Annotated in this window: 18 protein-coding genes; 4 read left to right on the top strand and 14 right to left on the bottom strand. The window is 44.2% G+C overall.

Annotated elements, in window-relative coordinates; genetic code table 11:
• Position 1 precedes the first annotated feature (1 nt).
• From FFM77_RS02590 to FFM77_RS02570, 5 genes are all read right to left on the bottom strand, one after another.
• On the bottom strand, positions 2-1,858 hold the full coding sequence (locus tag FFM77_RS02590; protein WP_137634182.1) for a BglG family transcription antiterminator: 1,857 nt from the start codon (positions 1,856-1,858) through the stop codon (positions 2-4).
• A 15-nt stretch (positions 1,859-1,873) separates the two neighbouring features.
• Positions 1,874-2,677: an SDR family oxidoreductase gene (locus FFM77_RS02585; RefSeq protein ID WP_137634181.1), complete on the bottom strand. Its 804-nt coding sequence runs from the start codon at positions 2,675-2,677 to the stop codon at positions 1,874-1,876.
• 533 nt (positions 2,678-3,210) lie between these two features.
• Positions 3,211-4,101 (bottom strand): alpha/beta hydrolase, encoded by an 891-nt coding sequence (locus tag FFM77_RS02580; RefSeq protein WP_137634180.1) that lies wholly within the window; start codon positions 4,099-4,101, stop codon positions 3,211-3,213.
• Positions 4,101-5,312 carry an MFS transporter gene (locus FFM77_RS02575; RefSeq protein WP_137634179.1) on the bottom strand — a complete coding sequence of 404 codons (1,212 nt, stop codon included), beginning with the start codon at positions 5,310-5,312 and terminating at the stop codon, positions 4,101-4,103. Before FFM77_RS02575 ends, FFM77_RS02580 begins: the two co-directional genes overlap by 1 nt.
• On the bottom strand, positions 5,305-8,130 hold the full coding sequence (locus tag FFM77_RS02570) for a family 78 glycoside hydrolase catalytic domain (RefSeq protein WP_137634178.1): 2,826 nt from the start codon (positions 8,128-8,130) through the stop codon (positions 5,305-5,307). The genes FFM77_RS02575 and FFM77_RS02570 overlap by 8 nt, the downstream gene beginning before the upstream one ends.
• A 148-nt stretch (positions 8,131-8,278) precedes the next feature.
• On the opposite strand from FFM77_RS02570, the gene FFM77_RS02565 reads away from it, so the two are divergent.
• On the top strand, positions 8,279-9,406 hold the full coding sequence (locus tag FFM77_RS02565) for a helix-turn-helix domain-containing protein (protein WP_137634177.1): 1,128 nt from the start codon (positions 8,279-8,281) through the stop codon (positions 9,404-9,406).
• A 57-nt stretch (positions 9,407-9,463) separates the two neighbouring features.
• Here FFM77_RS02565 and FFM77_RS02560 read toward each other — a convergent pair whose 3' ends face one another.
• The 5 genes from FFM77_RS02560 to FFM77_RS02540 form a co-directional block, all read right to left on the bottom strand.
• A complete protein-coding gene (locus FFM77_RS02560) occupies positions 9,464-10,612 on the bottom strand; it encodes an MFS transporter (protein WP_137634176.1) in 1,149 nt (382 codons plus the stop codon).
• Between the two features lie 14 nt (positions 10,613-10,626).
• Positions 10,627-12,051, bottom strand: a complete 1,425-nt coding sequence (locus FFM77_RS02555; RefSeq protein WP_137634175.1) for a 6-phospho-beta-glucosidase — start codon at positions 12,049-12,051, stop codon at positions 10,627-10,629.
• The gene (locus FFM77_RS02550) at positions 12,044-12,949 is read right to left on the bottom strand and encodes an ROK family protein (RefSeq protein WP_137634174.1); all 906 of its coding nucleotides are present in this window, start codon (positions 12,947-12,949) and stop codon (positions 12,044-12,046) included. The genes FFM77_RS02555 and FFM77_RS02550 overlap by 8 nt, the downstream gene beginning before the upstream one ends.
• A gap of 158 nt (positions 12,950-13,107) precedes the next feature.
• Entirely contained in the window at positions 13,108-14,043 is a 936-nt protein-coding gene (locus FFM77_RS02545; protein ID WP_137634173.1) for a DMT family transporter, read from the bottom strand.
• A gap of 181 nt (positions 14,044-14,224) precedes the next feature.
• The gene (locus FFM77_RS02540) at positions 14,225-15,985 is read right to left on the bottom strand and encodes a flavocytochrome c (protein WP_137634172.1); all 1,761 of its coding nucleotides are present in this window, start codon (positions 15,983-15,985) and stop codon (positions 14,225-14,227) included.
• A 136-nt stretch (positions 15,986-16,121) separates the two neighbouring features.
• On the opposite strand from FFM77_RS02540, the gene FFM77_RS02535 reads away from it, so the two are divergent.
• Genes FFM77_RS02535 through FFM77_RS02525 form a run of 3 tightly spaced genes read left to right on the top strand, consistent with a single transcriptional unit; the run spans position 16,122 to position 18,424 of the window.
• On the top strand, positions 16,122-17,429 hold the full coding sequence (locus tag FFM77_RS02535; RefSeq protein ID WP_137634171.1) for a sensor histidine kinase: 1,308 nt from the start codon (positions 16,122-16,124) through the stop codon (positions 17,427-17,429).
• Positions 17,392-17,727, top strand: a complete 336-nt coding sequence (locus FFM77_RS02530) for a sensor histidine kinase (RefSeq protein WP_137634170.1) — start codon at positions 17,392-17,394, stop codon at positions 17,725-17,727. The genes FFM77_RS02535 and FFM77_RS02530 overlap by 38 nt, the downstream gene beginning before the upstream one ends.
• Entirely contained in the window at positions 17,705-18,424 is a 720-nt protein-coding gene (locus FFM77_RS02525; RefSeq protein ID WP_137634169.1) for a response regulator transcription factor, read from the top strand. Before FFM77_RS02530 ends, FFM77_RS02525 begins: the two co-directional genes overlap by 23 nt.
• Positions 18,425-18,517: 93 nt before the next feature.
• Here FFM77_RS02525 and FFM77_RS02520 read toward each other — a convergent pair whose 3' ends face one another.
• The 4 genes from FFM77_RS02520 to FFM77_RS14130 form a co-directional block, all read right to left on the bottom strand.
• On the bottom strand, positions 18,518-18,736 hold the full coding sequence (locus FFM77_RS02520; protein ID WP_137634168.1) for a hypothetical protein: 219 nt from the start codon (positions 18,734-18,736) through the stop codon (positions 18,518-18,520).
• Positions 18,726-19,424 (bottom strand): hypothetical protein, encoded by a 699-nt coding sequence (locus FFM77_RS02515; RefSeq protein WP_137634167.1) that lies wholly within the window; start codon positions 19,422-19,424, stop codon positions 18,726-18,728. The genes FFM77_RS02520 and FFM77_RS02515 overlap by 11 nt, the downstream gene beginning before the upstream one ends.
• A gap of 130 nt (positions 19,425-19,554) precedes the next feature.
• Entirely contained in the window at positions 19,555-20,178 is a 624-nt protein-coding gene (locus tag FFM77_RS14135; RefSeq protein WP_223876760.1) for a hypothetical protein, read from the bottom strand.
• 30 nt (positions 20,179-20,208) lie between these two features.
• A complete protein-coding gene (locus tag FFM77_RS14130; RefSeq protein WP_223876759.1) occupies positions 20,209-20,625 on the bottom strand; it encodes a hypothetical protein in 417 nt (138 codons plus the stop codon).
• Positions 20,626-21,037: the final 412 nt, after the last annotated feature.

The raw sequence follows: 21,037 nt of genomic DNA, 5'->3' as shown, positions 1-21,037 counted from the left end.
TTTAGATTCCCTCCGTAATTTGGATTAACGACCGCTGGGGGTCAAAGTTCAACAAGTTATTATAAATACCTTGATTCTTCGCTACTGAGAAGATAAAGTCGTACACTTCCGACAATACCCGACTCAGCTGATTATCAACGGTCGCTGGAATCCCCACTAGGAAGACTAGGCGTACCTTGCGATCTTGATATTTAATTTCGCGATCAAAGGCTCCTACACTGATCAAAATCCGATTATGGTCAGAATGATCAATCACATGTGGAATCGCCACCCCGCCTTCAAACACACACGACGACTTTTGTTCACGTAACTGCCAATCGCGTAAGAAGTCTTGGTTCAGTTCACTAACGGCAATCTTTTGTTCAATCATTTGTTGCGTTGCCTTCAAATACCCATCCTGACTGTCTAAAGTTTGATACGTGAAGTGACACTGTTGCTTCTTAATGGCATCTTCCACTAATGAGACTTGCAACTTACTCTGCAATTCATTCTCGCGAAAGACGGTACTAATTCTGACAATTGACGAGACCCCATCATTGTAATTAATTGGGCCATTAGTAAAGATCAATAAGAAGTGGCGTGATTGGGCTTTTAAAGCGTTAACATCTTTAAATGACGTAATCGTAATCGAGCCATTAAAAATCTCTTTTAACCGGCGATCAATAAAACGCGTCACATTTTCACCAATTGCACCGACCATCGCGACTTCAACCGTATTCGTCTCATGACTCTGCTTTTCTTCCAACTCCGTCTCAAAGTAAATCGTCAGATAACTGACCTCAATGTCACTAATCGTTGTTGATAAGGCGTGTTCCAACGTTTTAACCGTCAAAACCGCTAAATCATTGGCAACCGGATATTGTTCAGCCACGTTTTCTGGTAACAGCGCTGTTGAGCTTACATGAAAGATCGCCCGATTGATCAAGAACAACAAGTGCGTCTTAATCTGTTGGTAGAAATGATCAAAGTCAAATTGAATAGTTAACCTTGCTGACTTAGCCACCTTCGCAAACAATGGCTGATTAGCCTTAACCCGCTCATCGATAGCGTCAGTTGATAATAAATCGTTCATCTGAAAAGTTAACGGTGACAATAAGTAGGTCTCTTCAGCTGGCGTCACCGCCGTATCTAAAACAAATTCAATCGTTTCCGTTAATTCTCGAACAGCTTCACTCGATTCCCAGAGCGGATAAAAGTGTGGAATCGACTGTTGAATATGATACCCAGCCGTCAGTGCTAAATATAACGAAATCACTTTACGCTCAATTTGCGCAATTAGATGACTACTCAGATGCAATTCCTGACAACTATTAGTCAGTTCAGTCATTCGTCCCTTGATTGGCAAGGTCTGAACTGGATAATAATCATAAACAAGATTCTCAATCATGATGGGTACGTCATAATCAACCGCCGTCACCAATCGAATGCCGTTATTCGTCATCGAGACAATCTCGGCATGATACGGCATTAACTTGTGCCGTAAACTCGTCATATCCCGTGCTAACGTCGGTTTGCTAATCAATAACTGTTCTGCCAGATCATCCAAGGTCACAAAATCAGCCGCTTGTAATAACTGCATGATGATGAATGACTGACGTTTGTCAGGATCATTAAAATCTAATTCTCGTTTGAGCTGACCCGTTTGCAGTTTTGCCAATTTTTGATAATCATTGACTTGCAAAAAGAGTCGTTGCTGCTTTTGTTGCACAATCGCAACTTCATCAAGATCATCATTTAAATTTTGAATGTATTTAAGCAGGGTTCGCTTAGAGACATGCTCGTTTGCTGCCAACTCGTCAATCATGACCGAATCGTTAGCAATCAAGTCATTTAGTAAACGAAAATCTTGATTGTCCAATCAAACCAATTCCTTTCATCCGCGTGACTTGCCACCAGCCACGTTTGTTGTGACACCAGTAATGTAACTGGCCCGATCTGATAAGAAGTAACTAACTAGATCGGCGACTTCGTATAAGTGACCACTGCGACCTAATGGCGTGGTCGTGGTGCTCTTGTAACCGGCCCGTAAATCAGCCACGGTCTTGTGCCGCGTGTAAGCTAAAGCTTCTTCATATGCTGGTGTCCGTAGACCTGTAGCTTCCATAATACCAGGTGCGACCCCGACAACGCGAATGTTAAATTCACCGAGCTCTTTAGCCCATGACCGCGTCAAGCCATTAATCGCGCCTTTGGTCCCCGAATAAACACTCTGACCTTGTGACCCTTCTAGCCCGGCCTCAGAGGACATGTTGATGATCACGCCATGTCGTTGCTGTGCCATGTAATGACCAACAGCTTGCGCCATTAAGAACACGCTCTTCACATTAACCGCGAACATCTTATTAAAGGCCGCTTCACTCAATTCATACTTGCCAGCCGGTTGCTGATTATCAACTAACAAGCGTGGCAAATTAATCCCGGCATTATTGACTAAACCATCAATATGACCAAATTCATCACCAACTTGTTGCACCAACTGATCAACGGCCGCTTTATCGGTGACATCTGTCTTAATAAAGCTTAACTGATCAGCTTCAAATTCGCCAGACTTCAAATCAGCGTTGATAACATTAGCCCCATGACCAACTAATTCTTGGACAATTGCTGCACCAATCCCTGATGACCCTCCAGTAACAATGACGACCCGGTCTGTTAATCCTAACCAATCTTCTGACATAATTTATGCACTCCTATCAAATTTTTTGTTTTTTCCTTTTCAACAATTACATCGTACAGCAAGCGCTTACAACAATTAAGAAAGATAATTTCACCATTCATTGCAAAGACCTTGGTTAATTTTGATGGCTGTATCGATGATAGGAGAATTTTGGTCAAAAAAGCAGCCGTTATCATCCGTAACGACTGCTGGCATGGTGCGATTCAATTAAGATTAACCAACACGCTTAGTGCTAATTGCAATTGCCGCCTGCCAGTTGGTTTCTAAACTATTGGAACGCCAACGACACAGCTAAGTGACTGGACTAAAAATAATCAATCGGTAATTTTTTAATACCCATTAGTTAACGCCGGGCGGGTCAGCATTGGCTCAGAGGTATCGTTTGACTTAGTTGAGTGCCCTTCTCAGCGTAGTCAAAGCCCGGCTTATGAGACCGTGGCCACCACGTTCCAGCTGATTCTGGCCAACCAGAGTGCCAACTTAATCCAACTAGCACCAAGCGTTTCTAACTATATTTGTAGTGGATACATTGATTAATCATTGCAGTTCATTTTTAAAAAGTCACCAATCTGGCGTAGCGCTACCTGGGTTTCTGGCATATCAAACAACACAAATACATGAAATAAATCTTGCCAGGCCTTAAAAATTACGGGTACCCCTTTAGCCTGACAAAGCTGATTTAAAATCACAGCATCGTCATACTTCACTTCTTCAGTACCACAATTGATCATCAGCGGTGGGAAACCGGTATAGTCCCCATAGATTGGTGAGACTAAGGGATCCAAGCTAGCGGGTTCCTTAAAGTACAGCACTGGGGCCCCCGCTCCAAGTAACATGGGGTCTCGTTCCTGATTCGTAAATTCTGAAGTCAATAGATTCAATTGTGAGATGACCGGCGAAAAGACACTCACTCTGGCTGGCAAAGACTTACCCTGCTTTTTCAAACTCAACGTTAGTGTTAACGCCAAACAAGCCCCAGCCGATTCACCGAAGACCACGACTTGTTCATAACGTTGCTGTAAATAAGCATAGGCCGCTTCAACATCATTTTGAGCAGCGGGATGTTGCGCTTCTGGATACTGCCGATAATCGACTGAAAAAGTATCGTATCCACAATTTAACGCTAAATTAACTGCTAACCAACGTCGTGATTTAACGGTTCCCGTCATATATGCACCACCGTGCAAGAACATTAAGACTGTCTTACCAGTTGCTTTGACTTGCCCGTTTAGTAAATAGAATTCACCGTTTACGTGATCAGTCGCCACCGGTAATAATGTTACATTGGCAGGAAACTCAAATGGATTGCCTTGGTCAGCGCCTGCCCGGGCTTGTAGAATATTTGTAGTAGTCAATGGCATATCTTGTTGCGCTTTGATTGTCTTCGCAATAGCAATCGCCTGCTTTGCTTGCGTACTTAACATTATTTAGCATCTCCAATCGTTGATTTCACCGCCGTCTTACCAACACCATAAGCTAACTTACCATAGTTCAAGCCAGCCAAGATTGCTAAGATGAAGAGGATTGCAAAGATAAACGTCCCAATTAAGAACGTAAACCCAGGTGCGGTATTACCAGCAATTTGACTGATCATTTGCGCCACATAGGGTGAAACTAAAGTCCCAACGTTTGCAAAAGTAATCGCGACTGACGTTGAAAATGGCACTTGTTGACCAGATGTCAAGTATCCTACTGATGTGACCATCGAAGCCATAAAGACAGCAACTGCAATCCCGACGAAAATGACCCCTACGCCACTTAAAATCAATGAATGTGAAATCGTTAAGATTAAGAACGCTAACGTGGCAAAACCTAAAGCAATCGCCATTGAATAAGCCTTCCAATGCTTTTGAATCGTCATGAAGAGGAAGCCACCTGCAGCCATGGCAAAGGACATCATCCCAAGTAACGTACTAGCATCCATCACGGTCCCATAATGCCGTGAAACGACTAAAGTCGCAAACTTAATCGTAATAAACGCAAAGGTGACATTGAACAAGAAAGCGAATAACGCTAGAATCCAGACTTTGCCATCAACATGCTTGCTATCAGCCGCATTAACCGTGGTCGTCCCAGCGTTCACTTGCCCCACATCTTTAGGAATAAAGAATGCCACTAACAACGCCATTGGTAACGCAATTACATAGACCCAATAAGCCGTTTGCCAATTGAAGTTCATTAAGACCCCTGCTGCATAAGTCACAATAAACATGCCGAGCCCTTGGAAAACACTGGATAAGCCCATCATGTGTTGTTGATCGTCGCCATCAAATAATTGAATAATCAATGATTGGGCAAATGAAGCTAAAAGTCCTGTCCCAATCCCGATACCAATCCGGGAAGCAAAAATCAGCCCAAAGTTCAACGTTAAAGCTGGCGTAATCCCAGAAATCAAGATAACCACCAAACCCGTTAAAATGGTATTTTTAACCCCGAAACGATCGGCAAAGAAGTTGCTTAACGGGGTGAAAATAATAATGCCTAATGACGGTACTGTCATCAATAATTCAATTAGTGTTGGGTTAATATTCGGAAAGCTTCGCAACATCATTGGAATCGTAGCGGCAGTAGCACCGGCACTGACTGTAAAGATCGAAAGTAATAATAATGATAATCGCATGAATAGTTTACGCATGATAGGTTTCCTCCTCTTGGACCTGCGCTAAAGCAGCGTCCTTAAAAATCTGATTAATTTGGTCAATATCAGCCGTTGTAAACGGGGTAAAACCAATTCCCCGCATTTCAGCGCTCAGTTGTAATAACGAATATTGTTCAAAGTGCGCCATATTCCCCGGCATACTGAGAAAGCCCCAGAATGGCACAACCGTACTGAGCTTTTTCGTTAAAGCTGGCTGTTGATTATACTTAAATAACTGCGTATGCACGCTAAATTGATTTAAGAATGGTGTCGTCGGTTGATACGTGATGACATAGTCACCCGCTGGTAAAGTCTGGCCGTTTGAATATGTCTGATCACCACTCGTCCATTCTTTGGCTCGCGGCAAATCTAGCTTAGCTGTCATCCCATAAGGCACCGTTAAGTTAACCTGTACTTGGGTCCCAGCTAAATCTAGGATTTGCCAAGCCACTTTAACCATCCCGGTTGCCAACAACGTTTGACCACTGACATGGCGAAAACGTGGTGTGATTCCTGGATGAATCGTAACGGTCTTAGTCGCATCGCTTTGAATACCGACTAAAGCTTCATACGCCCACTGCATAACGGCTCCCGCTGAATAATGGTTCAACGAGTTCATTCCATTGGCATTAATCGTGCCATCAGCTTGTACGGAATCCCAACGTTCCCAGATAGTGGTCGCACCATGGTCAACTTCATACAGCCAACCAGGAAAGCCACGATTTAAGAAAAGATCGACTGCTAAGGCGTGTTCACCGTTGTTTGATAAGGCTGGTAACAAGGCTGGTGTGCCTACAAAGCCCGTCGTCAAATGATTTTGTTGCCGTTCAACTGCGGCTACCAACTGCTGTGTCAAGCGTGACCGTTGACCAGTTGGCACTAAATCAAAGCCCAAGCATAGCGCCAATCCAGTTTGCGTCTGGGTAATCAACCGACCAGAAGCGGTAAAGAATTCAGCTAAAAAAGCCTGCTTAATATGAACCGCTAATTGATGATAATAGGCTGTCTCTGACTGTTTGCCTAAGACGGCCGCAGCTTGCGCTACAATCTTAGCTGAATAATAATAGTAGGCACTCGCAATCAAATCATCTGGTGTTCGACCCTTTAAATGCATAATATCTTCGGTATCTAAAGCCAACCAATCGCCTAATTGATCATCATCCAACCATAAGTAGGCTTGCCCATGTTGCTGAGCTCGTTCATGAATCCAGTCGACCCAAGACACCATCGCACCAAAACTCCGCGTTAAAATCGTGGCATCGCCGGTTCGTTGATACATCGTCCAAGGAATAATGGTAGCCGCATCGCTCCAAACGGCTTTACCACCATCTGGCTGATCAACAGCAGGCGCATACAAGGTTAACTTACCTTGGTGTAAGCTTTGTTCGACCGCCATGTCAAAGCTATACTTTGTAAAGAATTGATAGGTATCCATATTGTAACTAGCCGTCTTCGCAAAAATTGCAGCATCCCCGGTCCAGCCTAGCCGTTCATCACGTTGTGGGCAATCCGTTGGGACATCCATAAAATTACTCTTTTGACCCCACAACACATTACTGAACAACTGATTCACTAAGGGTTGGTCGGTCTCAATCTGGCCGGTCACCGGCATATCCGAATATAAGGCAACTCCAGTAAAATCAGCCGGATCAATGGCCGGAAAATCAACCAATCGCACATAGCGAAAGCCAAAGTACGTAAAGTGTGGCTGCACCGTTTGGCCTAACCCATCACTCACATAAGTAAAGCTGGCACGAGCCGACCGTAGATTATCGCGATAGAACTCACCATGTTGCATGATTTCGCCAAACTCTAAGCTGACCTTGGCACCTTTAGGTAGATGATTCTTAAAGCTGACCCAACCAGCAAAGTTCTGACCGAAATCAAGCACCGTTTCACCACGCTGCGTATGAATCACATCTTTAACTGGCAATTGTTCATGTGCCGTAATCGGTAAACTCAATCGATCCACCACATATTTACTAGGTTGCGGAAAACTGACCGTCGGCACAACCGTCGCCGGTTGGGTGGCATCGAAATCTTCACCGTAATAAATACCGGCATGTGTGATTGGTGACAACTGCGCTTGCCAACTCGTATCGGTGACCAACTGGTGATCCACGCCACTCGCATCCTGGTAATGCAGTTCAGCATTTGTCATCAATGTATTACCGTAAACTGCCGCTTTACCACCATGCTCACTCAAGCCTAATTTACCGCGATACCAGCCATCTGCTAGCCGAATCGTTAGCGTGTGCTGACCTGCCGTCTGTAACAAATCCGTTAACTCATAAGTCGCAACTTGAACATAATAGTTATAGTTTGTAAAACCTGGTGCTAAGACTTCTTGACCAATCTTGTGACCATCCAAGTAAGCTTCATACAATCCTAGACCGGTAATATAAAGCCGCCCTTGCTGCACCGCTTGCGGTATGCTGAAGACTTTACTAAGTTGGATACCATGCAAATCTGTCCGACTTGTACCAATCCACTGGCCTTGTAATGGTTGATCCAAAAGTCCAGTCTCAAACCAAGTCGTGTGTTGCCAAGCCGCCGATTGATCAACTGTTTGTAAATAAACCGTTACTGTATAACGAGTTCGCGGACTTAACGCTAAATCAGTGACGTTGAACGTTAAATCTGGGGCCGCCTGCCAATCTGTTTGATAGACCACAGTTGATCCGGCCTTAATTTCAAGTTTGCGCTGCAATTGTGGGTAAGTCGTTCCACTCACAAACGCGGTAATCACCAAAGTTGGCATCTGAAAGCCCAACGGCGTGGTGATATGATTAATTTTAATTTGATTAATTTTCATCTAATTTCACCTCATTAACTCAATTGCGGATTACCTTAAAATGAAATCGGTTCCAGCAATCGCTTACAAGACTGATTATGCTATAATTTAAATAATTATTTTAACTAATTCAGTTATTTTTTATAAATTTTAGATAAAAGGTGATGGCATGACTGAAGAACCGACTAAAATTCTCGCTAGTTTTCATACGGCAACCGGATTACCAACCTACTTATTTACGGCAAACATGCAATTAGTTCAAGCGTTCACTGGACCAATGACCCCCGCAATACCACAGGGCTGGCTGGCCAAGTTACCACAACAGCTACCAACTGAAGTAAACTTGTTTTTTACACCAACATTAGGGTTAATCGGCCTATTCCCGCTCGCTGAGCAACGAGTCGTCGTTTGGAGCAATAACGCTTCCGTTCAAGGCAGCACCAATTATTCAGATCAGATGCCGCTGACTGGTGTGAGTCAATTCAAAGAACAACTCCGCTTACTCTACTTTATGCTGACCCAACGCTGGCCACAGTTTTCAGCGGCGCAACTCAATCAAGTTGACCATGAACTGACCAATCCGACCCGAACGCCACGCATTACGGATGGCGATGCCGATCGCCATGCCTATTACCAGGGCTATTTGGCTGAACAACAAATGCTGCTCGGTGTTGAACACGGTAATTTAACAGAATTCAATCAATATTACGTGCCATTTATGGCCGCTGGTAACTTTGGCAAGTTAGCCAATTATGATTTACGTAGCAAGAAAAATATCACGATTGCCGCAACGACCCTCTTCACCCGGGCGGCCATTCGTGGTGGCATGTTTGCTGAAGGCGCTTATGCTTTAAGCGATCAGTGTATTCAGACAGCTGAACATCAAACGACCATTACCAACGTCTATGAGTACACTCGCGCAATCGGCGAACTATTCCTAAAGAACGTGGCTCGAATCAAACGCCAAAATATTCCATCCATTATTTACTTGGCGCAAGAATATATCTATGACAACGTTCAAACGATTAAAACTGTCGCTGAAGTCGCCGCTCACGTACACACGAGTGAGTCGTATTTGATGCATTTATTCAAACAGACCACTGGTAGTCCAATTATGCAATTCATTATTACGCAAAAGATTCAATACGCCCGCTTACAGTTAGTCTTTACTGATCAATCAATCGGTGATTTGTCAGATACGCTTGGTTTTGCCAATCAAGGTGAATTGACGCGTGCCTTCAAAAAACAACTCGGCGTCACACCATCAAAGTTTCGCCAACAACAACAAATTTTGTAATCCAAAACATGACACCACAAAAAAAGTTGCGCCTGAATAAAATCAGTCGCAACTTTTTTAATCAGTCACTAATCGCGTGCGCCCATGCCACCAATGACCTAACTCTAGGATACCAAGTCCTACGATGATGAACCCACTATGCCAGATAAGTTGATTCAAATGACCCGTTGGCGCCAATAATAATAGGGCGAATGAGGCCGTAAAATTAGCCAGATTAGAACTCGTCATCAAGATGGTGGTTACCAAATTGGCCTGGGTTTGATCGACAATTTTCGTCACCGCACCAAAGATTTCGGGCACAAACCAACCAAAACTGACACCGACTACTATCGCACTAATAAGTAACCCCCAGCGCTGTGGCAGTGCCAAACACCCGTAACCTGTCAGCATTAATGCACAGCTCACCGCTAGAACGCCCGCTGACCACCGCCGCTTTAACGATTGGTAACTGATCCCTGCTAGCACCGTCCCGCCCGCCATCACGGCTAATAATAGGGCGCCGGAACTAGCTGACCCTAAATGCCGTTGCACAAATAAAGCGGGTAATTTTAAGTTGGCTAACATGTAAAAAGTCATTAATAAAAAGAGTAACCCCGTATAATAGCCAATCTGGCGCCATTGTCGTGCCGTTATCGGGGTAACGGCCCACTGTCTCGTCGTAAAACGCACTTCCGGAACATTGCGTGCATAAGCCAATAGAATCGGCACACTCACTAAATAAATCAAAAACGCCGCCCGCCAACTCAATATTAACAAGCCTGCTACCGCCAAAGCGCCTACCAGTGCGCCCAGACCTTGCACTGCATTTTGATAACCTAACAACCGTTGTCGGGTTGCCCCCTGAAACAACCGACTAATTAGACTAACCGCTAGGGCATTATACAGACCCAGGCCAACACCTAATAACAGGCGAGCTACTAATAGCCACCCGAGATTTGGAGCAAGAGCTGCCAGTAATGACGCCATTGCCACGAGCCCTAGACCACTTAAGACCAATCGTTTAGAGCCCCAGTGACGCACGAGTCCCCCGCTGACAATCACCAACACCACCATCGCAAACGACGGCATCGTCACAACTAGGTTAAGAGTGGTCGTATTAGCGGCAGGAAAGGCTTTAGCAACTTGAGGCGTTGCACTTGCGACCACTCCCGTTGTCATTGGTAACAATGAAATGGCTAGTAATGACGCCGTTAAACGTCTTTGCATCTGCGTCACCACCCTTATAAGTCTTGCCCGTTTGTCGCAATCACATGTTGATACCAATAAAATGAATCTTTTTTCAAACGTCGCAAACTGCCATGACCGTGGTCGTCTTGATCCACATAAATCATGCCATACCGTTTAGACATCTGCCCGGTCCCGGCTGAGATTAAATCAATACATCCCCACGGCGTATACCCCATTACATCGACGCCATCGACCTCAATGGCCGTCTTCATTGCTTGGATATGAGCCTTCAAATAAGCAATTCGATAATCGTCATGAATCTGATGATCAGCCGTCACCTGATCGACCGCACCGAGACCATTTTCAACAATCATTAATGGTTTATGATAGTGATCATTCAACCAATTCAATCCATATCGCAGCCCATCTGGATCAACGGACCAACCCCAGTCACTAGCTTGAACGTATGGATTTGCTACCGTTGCTTGTTCACCCAAGAACCGATATTCCGGTTGATTGGTCTGCGCTTTGACAGTAAAGGAATTGTAATAGCTCAGTCCAATATAATCGACTGTGCCCGCCTGTAACGCTGCTCGATCAGCCGCCGTAATATCGGGCCGATAATTCTGTCGCTTAAAGTACGCCTCCATATAATTCGGATACGTGCCTAACGTTTGGACATCGGTATACCAATATCGTGTCTGCATCGCCTTTTGAGCTGCTAACTGATCAGCTGGTTTAGCCGTCAACGGATAGATTGGCGTCATATTAATCATATTGCCGATTTGAAATGCTGAGTTGATTTGATGACCCAACTGAACCGCTTTAGCACTAGCTACCAATTCATAATGTGCTGCCTGATACATCAGGGCTTCTGCTTGCGGGTCATCCGGCTTTAAGACTAAGCCAGAATTAGTCGCCATGAAGAATGCCTTCGTGTAGTCCGTTTGATTATTGATTTCATTAAACGTCATCCAGTATTTCACTTGATGTTGATACCGTTTGAAGACCGTTTTAGCAAAATGTAAGAAAAAGTCAATGAGTCGCCGGTCGCGCCAACCACCATATGCCTCAACTAAATGATAAGGCATCTCAAAGTGTGACAACGTAATCATCGGTTGAATGCCATATTTTAAACAAGTCGCAAATAAGCGATCATAAAAGGCTAAGCCGGCTTCGTTCGGTTCGACTTCATCACCTTGTGGAAAGATTCGGCTCCAGGCAATCGACGTCCGAAACGTCTTAAACCCCATCTCGGCCATCAGCTTGATATCAGTTGGATATTGATGATAAAAATCGATGCCTTGATGATTTGGATAATAGGCACCCGGTTGCACCCCTGCAGTAATCTGACGTTCAACGCCATGCTTGGCAGCCGTCATCACATCCGCAATACTGACCCCTTTGCCGTCAACGTTCCAAGCCCCTTCTAATTGGTGCGCCGCAACCGCACCACCCCATAAGAAATCTTTACGCATATTTAATAGTCTCCGTTTCAAGTAATAATTGATATAACGCCCCATACAAATTCGCCATACTGTGATAATGGCTGGTCATAATTTTAGGGCGCGCTAAGGTATCCCGAATCATCGGGCTTGCCGCTCGCAACCGGTCAAACGCTGCATTGATAGTCGCTGTCACTAGTGGTTGAACCGCAATGCCACCGCCAATGACAATCGTGTCCACGTCCACCACCGCTTGCACATTTTGAATTAGGCCAGCAATCTGATCACAATACTGATTAAAAATGGTCCAAGCCGTCACATCGCCAGCAGTTAAAGCTGCAAAGACGGCTGGGCCATCGGTGATATCGGGTAACCCAATCGCCGTCGCAATCGCCTTAATCATGCCAACCGCAGACCCCTTCGCCCCATACATTTCGGTGGGCGCAAAGGTGGTCCCAGCTTTCATGAAGCTAAGTTCACCAGCTTGATCATGGGTGCCACGCACTAACTGATGATTTAAGACGATACCACCGCCAACCGCCGTTCCCAATACGAGTACGGCACCATTATTAACCGCTTTCAAATTACCGCGCCATAATTCTGCGAGTGTTGCCGCCTTACCATCATTTTCAACAATTAACGGCACGGGGGCCTTTAACAACTGACTTAACTGGACCCCATCTAAAAATGGTAACATGCCACCAAATTCAATTACTTCTTGCGGATGTTGTACTTTGCCTGGCACACTGACTGCAATACCACTAATCACGGTGACATAGCGATCGATAATTGCTTGTAAACTTTGAATAAACGCTGCTAAAGACGTTTTAATCGTCGGAATCTTACCACTAACAATTAATGTACCTTGGCGATTAATAATGGCATACTTTAAATCTGTGCCACCAATATCAAAAACTAAATATTTACGCATTTGGTTCACCTCATTTGCTTGATTACAAGTTTTATTATGCGTGATTAACGTGACGTGATTTAGCTAAATTAGCTTTAATTAGTCTAATCTTGTTGAAAGGTCACTATTTTGTGATCAAAAAAAGCCGCTACCCTTAAGTAACGACCATTGACTTTCTCTTAGAAGAGCCGAATCAACGCGACCCCAGCAATCATAATCATCAACCCAACCACCTGAACCAATGTCATTGGATGACGTTTGGCACCTAACCAACCGAACTGATCAATTAACAAGCTGCCAGCCATCAGACCAACCAGCACGATCACCACAGCTAAGCCGGTCCCCACTAATGGCACTAACACCACATTGCCTAACACGTACAGCGCACCAAGTAGCCCGCCAGTCCACATCCACCAGGGATTATGTTGACCAGTTGGTGTGGTCACTTGCAACTTAGTCCGTGATAATAAAATGATTAGCATTAAAGCGACCATCCCAACGAAAAATGACACCAACGCGGCTTTTAATGACGAATGCAACACGGTTCCCAGATGCCCATTAATCGCCGTTTGCGTTGCACTAAGCATCCCAGTAAAGACTCCCGCCAGCCGCCAGAACCACAAGCCCGCGGTAGCGGGGGCCTCAGCATTGGCATGATGATTAGCTAGCCACGTACTCAACGCGACCGTACAAATCACGCCCACTAAGACTAATAATGCGCCGAGTCCTCGCACCCAGGTTAATGGATTGCGTTGCGACCCGAACCAGCCAAAGTCATCGACTAACAAGCCCATCAGGATTTGACCGAGCACCGGCATAATCACCGTTTGAACACTGCCCAGTTTTGGAAACAGTAGAATATTTCCAGTTAAGTAGATCACCCCAAAGAACCCGCCTAGCCAAATCCAAACCGGCTGTGAGCTGAATAACTGGGGTGAAAACAACAGGCTATGTTCTAGCAGTAACGTCATGACGGCTAAAAACAGCGTCCCCACCGTAAAAGAAGCTCCTGAAGCCACAAAAGGTGACCCAACCGAGTCGCGTAATCGTGAATTAATACTTGTCTGAATGGGCAAGCCAACCCCAATCGTCAAACCAATCAAAATTGCTAACATCTCAAAAACTCCCAACATTCAAAATTTGAAGATGAAATCAGCTTACAACCTGTGTTAAAGGTCCCGACAAGTTAAAGGTTCCGAATTCTTTTCCAATCTATTTTAGCGCAATTAGTCATGGGTTGGCTAGTCCAAATGAAAACGATGCCAGCATGATCGCGTGGCACCGTTTTATTATTGCTTATTTCAGTTTACCAGTCGTTTGACCTGCAATCCGGCCAAACGTAATAATATCGGCAATCGCATTACCACCCAAACGGTTCGACCCCTGGATGACACCCGTTAATTCACCAGCAGCGTATAAGCCAGGAATCGCTTTACCTTGCTGATTCAAAACCTCAGTCTTTTCGTTGATGACCAGTCCACCCATCGTATGATGTACAGATGGTACAGCCTTTTCAATGTAGTAAGGGCCTTTAGCTAAGGAAACTAGGCCGGCCCGATGATGGAAATCTTTATCCTTACCGGTCTTAGCATAGCGATTGACCTTTTTAATCGTCGCTTTCAAAGTTGTAGGATCAATCTTGAAATCTTTCGCCAATTCATCAATCGAATCAGCTTTGTATAACAAGCCTTCTTTGATTAGTTCATTATATTCTGCTTTGTGAGCCGCTTTCGTCTTCGAAATGCCATCGATCTTGTCATTCCAAATCTGATACGTGTAGCCACCGGTTTGCTTCAAGATAGCTTTAGAAATGACATCGCGGCGTTCTAATTCTTCAACAAAACGGTTTCCTTCTTGATTAACTAAGATGGCCCCATCAAAACGCGTATCAGCTAGTAATGAGATCATCCCAGTCTTCGGATTAGCGATTGGATACGTCTGAATATACTTCATATTCGTCAATTTGGCGCCAACCTTTTGCGCCATCACGATCCCATCGCCTTGCGTCCCAGCAGTATCGGTTGATTTGTAGCGCTTATCATATTCTTTGTTATATTTCGTCCGCATCTTCACGTTTGAGCCAAAGCCACCAGTCGTTAAGATAACGGCATTCTTCGCATTGAACGTGACGTTCTTTTTATCTTGATAACGTGCCTTAACACCCACGATACGACCATTTTGCTTAATCAATGATTTGGCTTTTGTATTGGTATAGATTGGAATCTTCAAGGCCGTGGCCTTCTTGTCCAGCTTGGTCACGAGTTCTTGACCCGTATGGCCAACTGGAATCAACGCCCGTTTGTAACTATGGCCGCCAAATTGGAAGAGTTGATCTTTGATAAAGTTAACGTGAATGTCGTCACGCAACCACTTTGCTGACCCCAGAGCATTATTCGCTAAAATATGCACCATCTTCGGATCACCGAGGTTGTCGCCGTCCTTCATCGTATCTTGATAATAACTTTTGACGGAATCACCTTTGATTTTGAGTTTCTTTTGAACCCAGTTGCCCGGTGCATTCATTTCACCACCAGAGATTAGCGTGTTCCCACCAACTGTTGGCATTTTTTCAATAATGGCAACTTTTTTACCAGCTTCTTTGGCTTCAATCGCCGCACTAAAACCGCCACCGCCTGAACCAACTACCACAACATCAAAGTTATTGGTCTTACCCACTTTTGGTTCATCCGATGTCGCGGTCTGCTTAGTGGACTTCAACGTGACGCCGGCTTTCTTAACCGCGGCATTGATTGCGGCCAAATACCCTTTACTCGTAGCCGTGGACCCACTAATCACATCAACATCCGTTGAATTCTTTGCGACAATGGTATCTTTTAATTGGCTATAGACTGGCTTGGACAAGACTGAATTTTCTTGTTGCTTTAAAACTTTGATTTTTTCAATCTTATTCCCCTTAAACGTCACGGCCACCTTGATATCACCGTGTTTCCCCGTCCCAGTACCTTCCACCGTTTGCGTCTTGCTACCGGCTGAACAAGCCGTGAGTAAGATGGCAGCTGATAACGTCGTAACGAGACTTAAAAATCCTTTTTTCATCTGAAGCCCTCCTCCGATATCAATTAACAACATTAGTATATCGACAAATGAAAAGGCTTTCGTTGGACTTTTTTGAGATTAGGTGGACATTTCCGTTACTTTCGTGAAATAATGTACAAAATGGAGGGAGATTTTGATGCGATCACTAAAAAAACAAACTGTGGCCTTATTTTTACTGACCTCATTAAGCTTGATTGGCTTAATCTATGGCGCCATGCGGATTGAACTGGCCCGCAACATCTTACCGCTAAATACCTCGATTACCCAACGGGCGGTCGATAATCAGACTAATCAAATGAATAGTTGGTTTGGGGAGCGGTTGGCCGAATTGCGACTACTGGCAGATTTACCAGCCCGACATGCTTATAGTCGGCGAGCGATGTTTGCAGAAACGGCGGCGGTCACAAACTTCGATCAACACAACTACGTCTCGATTCGACTCGTTTCTAAAGATGGCATTTCGCATTCAGCCAGTTATCCTGACTTTTCAGTTCGTAATCGAAATTATTATCGTGAAATGGTCCAACATCCCCGCCGACACTATACCGTCAGTAACCTTTTGACTTCGCGAGAAGATCATCGCGCCATCGTGATTATTTTGTATCGTTTGGCGAAACCGCTCACGGATGGCACGACCTACTTAGCCGCTGCCATTCCACTCACTAAAGTTGAGGCCCTCGCCCGTCATCTAACGTTATATGATGGCAAAGGCGTCATCTTAGGAGCGAACAATCAATCGCCACAAATTGATCCGCAACGGGAACTGTTACTAACCTCATCCTTAAAATTACTGCCTAAGTGGAAAGTGAATTATGTCGTTCAGAAAAAAGGGCTAGGTGAAAATACGCAACAGTTATTGCGGTTATTATTAGTCATTGCATTAGTCGTGATTGGCTTATTAGGCTTACTGCTCTTATTATTGCTCCGACAAATCATTCAACCAATCCTCGGCTTAACGCAGACCATGACTGAAGTGCAACAAGGTAATCGCCAAATTCGAGCGGCAGAAACTGGACCAGCAGAAATTGCCAGTCTGGCAACGACCTTTAATCAAATGCTGGCAGATGTTTATACGAGTGAAGCTAAGTATCGTGAAGCGTCGATTCAAGTGTTACAAGCCCAAATTCAACCGCACTTTTTATATAACACGCTAGATACCATCCAATGGCAAATCCTGGGTGGCAAACCCGATGCAGCTGTGAGCATGTTGGAGAACCTCAGCATCTTTTTCCGCAAAGGCTTAAATCATGGTCAAGAGTTGATCTCCTTGGACGATGAATTGGCTCATGTTGAAAGTTATCTAAAAATTCAAGCGGTCCGTCATCCGCAATTGGCTCAGTTTAAAGTTGAGGTCGTGCCAGCGCTTAAAAACTTGTCCGTCATGCACTTTATCTTGCAGCCTTTAGTTGAAAAATGCCATCAACCACGGCTTGCGACCTGCTGACCGGACAGACGGTACCTTAGTGATTCGTGCCCAACAACTATCGACAAACGCTTTACAACTCACCATTAGTAATAACGGGGTGCCAATTGTACCGGCAACCTTGTTAGCTTTGAATCAAGGCACTTATACTGCTGGCAAAGATGGTTATGGAATTTATAACATTCGCCATCGGTTGCATTTATTTTACAACGGGCAAGCACAGTTACGGTTTACCAGTAACCCGGCCGTCACAACTGTTACCCTAACTTTACCCATTATCCAGGAGGCAAAATCACATGCCAAGTCTATTAATCGTTGATGATGAACAAGCACTACGCAACGGGCTCGCACACTATCTAGCCCATTTAGACAGTCCGTTTGAGACTATCGTGACCGCTGAAAATGGTCAAACGGCGCTCGCAAAATTAGAACGACAACCATTTGCCGCTGCATTAATTGATATCAACCTCGGTGATATTAACGGTCTAGACCTAATTAGTCTCATTAATCAACGCTATCCGCAAACCTTAGTCGTTATTATTAGTGGCTACGATGATTTTGATTTTGCTCGCCGCGCCATTAAATTAAAAGTCCTAGATTACCTGCTCAAGCCGATTCCACGGTCGGATTTAAAACAGCTCATGACTACCTTTGCTCAAAAGCTTGCTACAGTCACGCCAACCGAGCCGGTGACTAATGACTTGTCAACGAGTAGTCAGTCCTATATCGAAGCGCATTATTCGGACAAAAATTTATCATTGACACGCTGTGCCCAAGCGTTATTCGTCAGTGAGACCCATTTGAGTAAACAACTTAAGCAAACGACCGGTATGACTTTCTTGGAATATCTCACCACTTATCGGTTGAAAAAGGCCCAAGAGCTGCTACGTAACCCCAGATTGCGATATACAATTACTGATATTGCTAATAAAGTTGGTTACGAAGATGCGCATTACTTTAGTCGCGTCTTTCGTAAGAAACTGGGACAATCGCCCTTACAATATCGACAACACTAAAAAAAGATCCGGTTGCCTGCACCTATTTGGTGAGGTCAACCGGATCTTTTTTTAGATAACCAACAAATATTTTCACCCTAACTCGCCACTCACTTATCGCCAACCACCACTTCGGCGATACATCTCTGCAAATCTCGTTGTATTATCTAACAAGACCTGCCGTAATGGTTCTGTCCGTAATAAATGTTTTGTTTTCTCAGTGACTTTGTCTGAAGCTAACGCGATTGCAACTGCGTCATCGACACTCGACTGGTCAGCTAACAACCGCTCTAATTCACGTCCACTGATAACATCCATCATGTCACCTTTCATATTTCACATTTCTCCTTTGCTGATAAGCTTCTGTTTCATGAATGACCGTTTGATAATTGTTCATTTGCATCTTTGTCTGTAATAACGAAAGTGATGTTTCAATACCACGATGATGATAAAACTCATTAATTGAATAACTGATAATGCTCAATAATTGTTCAGTATTCACTTTGTCATAATAAAAATATCCCGATAATCGACCCAAACCATTAATTAAGGCAATTTGATTTTGCTGAAACTGCGCGATAGTTTCACTATGATCATTCTCTAAAAAATCACTAATCATCACATATTCCAGAATCCGAAATCTTGATTCAGCTAAATTGTCAAATTTCAAATCAACAGATTGCTTCATTTTATCATCAAATCCTGTTAAATCATAATCTAGCAATGGTACAATTTCTTGAACATAATAATCTAATGCCTGTTTGGTATAATCAAAACGCTTGTTTGATAAATCTTCTTGTCGACTTTGGTTAGTCCATTGAAGCTGGAATAGTGCAATTACAATCCCCATAATGGTTGCTAGTGCAACCAACGGATTTAAGATTTGAATAATCAGCTGATATTCTGTCACTGCTAGCCACATCAAAAAAACAATCATAATCGTTCCTAGTATCATTGTTCTCCATGATAGCGATGAAATTTGTTGTGATCTTTTAAATAATCGTTTTAAGATTTGTTGCATCTTCAACCGCCCCCAACCTTTTCAACCAGTATACCGGAACACATGTTCAAAAAGCTATTAAGAATAGGTAGCTTTTAAGTAAAGCTTGTGTAAACCAAAAAGCCAGCAGATTACCTCCACTGGCCGCTGGTTAAAATGTGATCTCATATTCAAAACAAAGCTTTTTATAGTAGTCCAACTCAATAAAATCAGTTGGCCGCACTTCACCAGGCTGCTTATCAAAATAAGCGACGCCGGCTAAACGCAACATGGTATAGACAAACTGTGAGCAAAACATAATATTCGGTCGAAACGAATGCTTAGCCACTAATCCCACTAAATTATAGGCACTACCTTCACGGTTAATCGTCGTTAATTTATCTAAGACAAAGGTCTTTTGTGCTTGGGTAACCGGCAAACTGTAAACCAGTACAGAAGCATCGTCCTTTTGATGGAAAAATGCTAAATTCTCTGCATTTAACCCCGGTGGATAAACGTTGTCACCACCATTATACGAAATAATGGTCTTCAGCTCCCGGTCAAAAGCCAACGACACATGATTATACTGCTTTTGTGTAAAAGCCGAGATAATTTCACTCGCCGGACTCCCGGTATTCGATACTACCAAGTACAACTTCAAATCGGTTAACGATGCCTCGGCCTGTTCAAAATAAGCCGGTGTCAACGTTCCATGATTGATGTACTTAGTGGCACTGTGCCGTGGCAGATCAGTCAGTACCGTTTTCAAATGATCTACGGACACACTTTGATGCACTTGCGAGAGCTGCTGCAACGCCGCTTGAACTCACGCCCAATTGTGCTGGAGCTCATCAAAGCTGACAGCACTAACATCGGCCGCTGAAGGCATGTAAAATTCATCTTGATGTTGCACCATCACAAACCGCTCAACGACTAATGGCAACAACAATAACCCTAAGGCTACGATTTTAGTTGGATAATATAACGCCGTCCACCCCCGCATTGGGAATAAGACCAAGGCATTAAAGACCAGTTGAAAGACCATCACCCCAATATAAGCCGCACTCAACCCTAGCTTAACTGACCGTCGCGACGCGGTTAACCACGTCCGTACAACCAAGCCGCCTGCCAGTCCCACACTAGCCAGTGTCATCAATGGCATCTTTGCAAACACGTACAAGCCAACTAATATCGCAATCACAATTCCCCGATCGAACCTAACCCGGTGTAAGATATCGTTCATCTGTCAATCGCACCGCTTTCCATGACTTAGTCAATGTTAGTCCACTATACGAAAACGGTGTCGCTTTGTCAATTTACCCTCAAGAATAAGTAATGGGTGTCAACCATCTTTGAAATAAAAAAAGTCTAGGTTTCGTCCCAGACTCTACTAATCTTAATCATCTCAACAAAAATCCATTACACCATACGGCTTGACGCTAGTTAGATTAAATTGCCACTCTGGTTGGGCCAGAATCGGCTGGAACGTGGTGGCCACGTTTGAAAGCCAAAGTTCGGTCTTCCAAGCCGGGCTTTATCTAAGTCGGAAAATCACCGACCAAGATAAACGACACCACTGAGCCAATTCTGACCCGCCCGGCGTTAATTAACGGGAGCTACTGACTATCTATTGTTGACCTCAAATATAGCCGAGA

This window comes from Lactiplantibacillus songbeiensis (assembly GCF_005405125.1).
Classification (GTDB): Bacteria; Bacillota; Bacilli; order Lactobacillales; family Lactobacillaceae; genus Lactiplantibacillus; species Lactiplantibacillus songbeiensis.
The sequence above is the reverse complement of the archived record's forward strand: the minus strand, read 5'-3'. Positions and strand labels throughout refer to the sequence as shown.

Bases quoted from the DNA above. Each gene is read 5' to 3' on its own strand.
- FFM77_RS02565 (WP_137634177.1), top strand. From the start codon at position 8,279: ATGACTGAAGAACCGACTAAAATTCTCGCTAGTTTTCATACGGCAACC.
- FFM77_RS02575 (WP_137634179.1), bottom strand. From the start codon at position 5,312: ATGCGTAAACTATTCATGCGATTATCATTATTATTACTTTCGATCTTT.
- FFM77_RS14130 (WP_223876759.1), bottom strand. From the start codon at position 20,625: ATGAACGATATCTTACACCGGGTTAGGTTCGATCGGGGAATTGTGATT.
- FFM77_RS02555 (WP_137634175.1), bottom strand. From the start codon at position 12,051: ATGCGTAAAGATTTCTTATGGGGTGGTGCGGTTGCGGCGCACCAATTA.
- FFM77_RS02560 (WP_137634176.1), bottom strand. From the start codon at position 10,612: ATGCAAAGACGTTTAACGGCGTCATTACTAGCCATTTCATTGTTACCA.
- FFM77_RS02550 (WP_137634174.1), bottom strand. From the start codon at position 12,949: ATGCGTAAATATTTAGTTTTTGATATTGGTGGCACAGATTTAAAGTAT.
- FFM77_RS02580 (WP_137634180.1), bottom strand. From the start codon at position 4,101: ATGTTAAGTACGCAAGCAAAGCAGGCGATTGCTATTGCGAAGACAATC.
- FFM77_RS02515 (WP_137634167.1), bottom strand. From the start codon at position 19,424: ATGCAACAAATCTTAAAACGATTATTTAAAAGATCACAACAAATTTCA.
- FFM77_RS02570 (WP_137634178.1), bottom strand. From the start codon at position 8,130: ATGAAAATTAATCAAATTAAAATTAATCATATCACCACGCCGTTGGGC.
- FFM77_RS02540 (WP_137634172.1), bottom strand. From the start codon at position 15,985: ATGAAAAAAGGATTTTTAAGTCTCGTTACGACGTTATCAGCTGCCATC.
- FFM77_RS02525 (WP_137634169.1), top strand. From the start codon at position 17,705: ATGCCAAGTCTATTAATCGTTGATGATGAACAAGCACTACGCAACGGG.
- FFM77_RS02520 (WP_137634168.1), bottom strand. From the start codon at position 18,736: ATGAAAGGTGACATGATGGATGTTATCAGTGGACGTGAATTAGAGCGG.
- FFM77_RS02545 (WP_137634173.1), bottom strand. From the start codon at position 14,043: ATGTTAGCAATTTTGATTGGTTTGACGATTGGGGTTGGCTTGCCCATT.
- FFM77_RS02585 (WP_137634181.1), bottom strand. From the start codon at position 2,677: ATGTCAGAAGATTGGTTAGGATTAACAGACCGGGTCGTCATTGTTACT.
- FFM77_RS02535 (WP_137634171.1), top strand. From the start codon at position 16,122: ATGCGATCACTAAAAAAACAAACTGTGGCCTTATTTTTACTGACCTCA.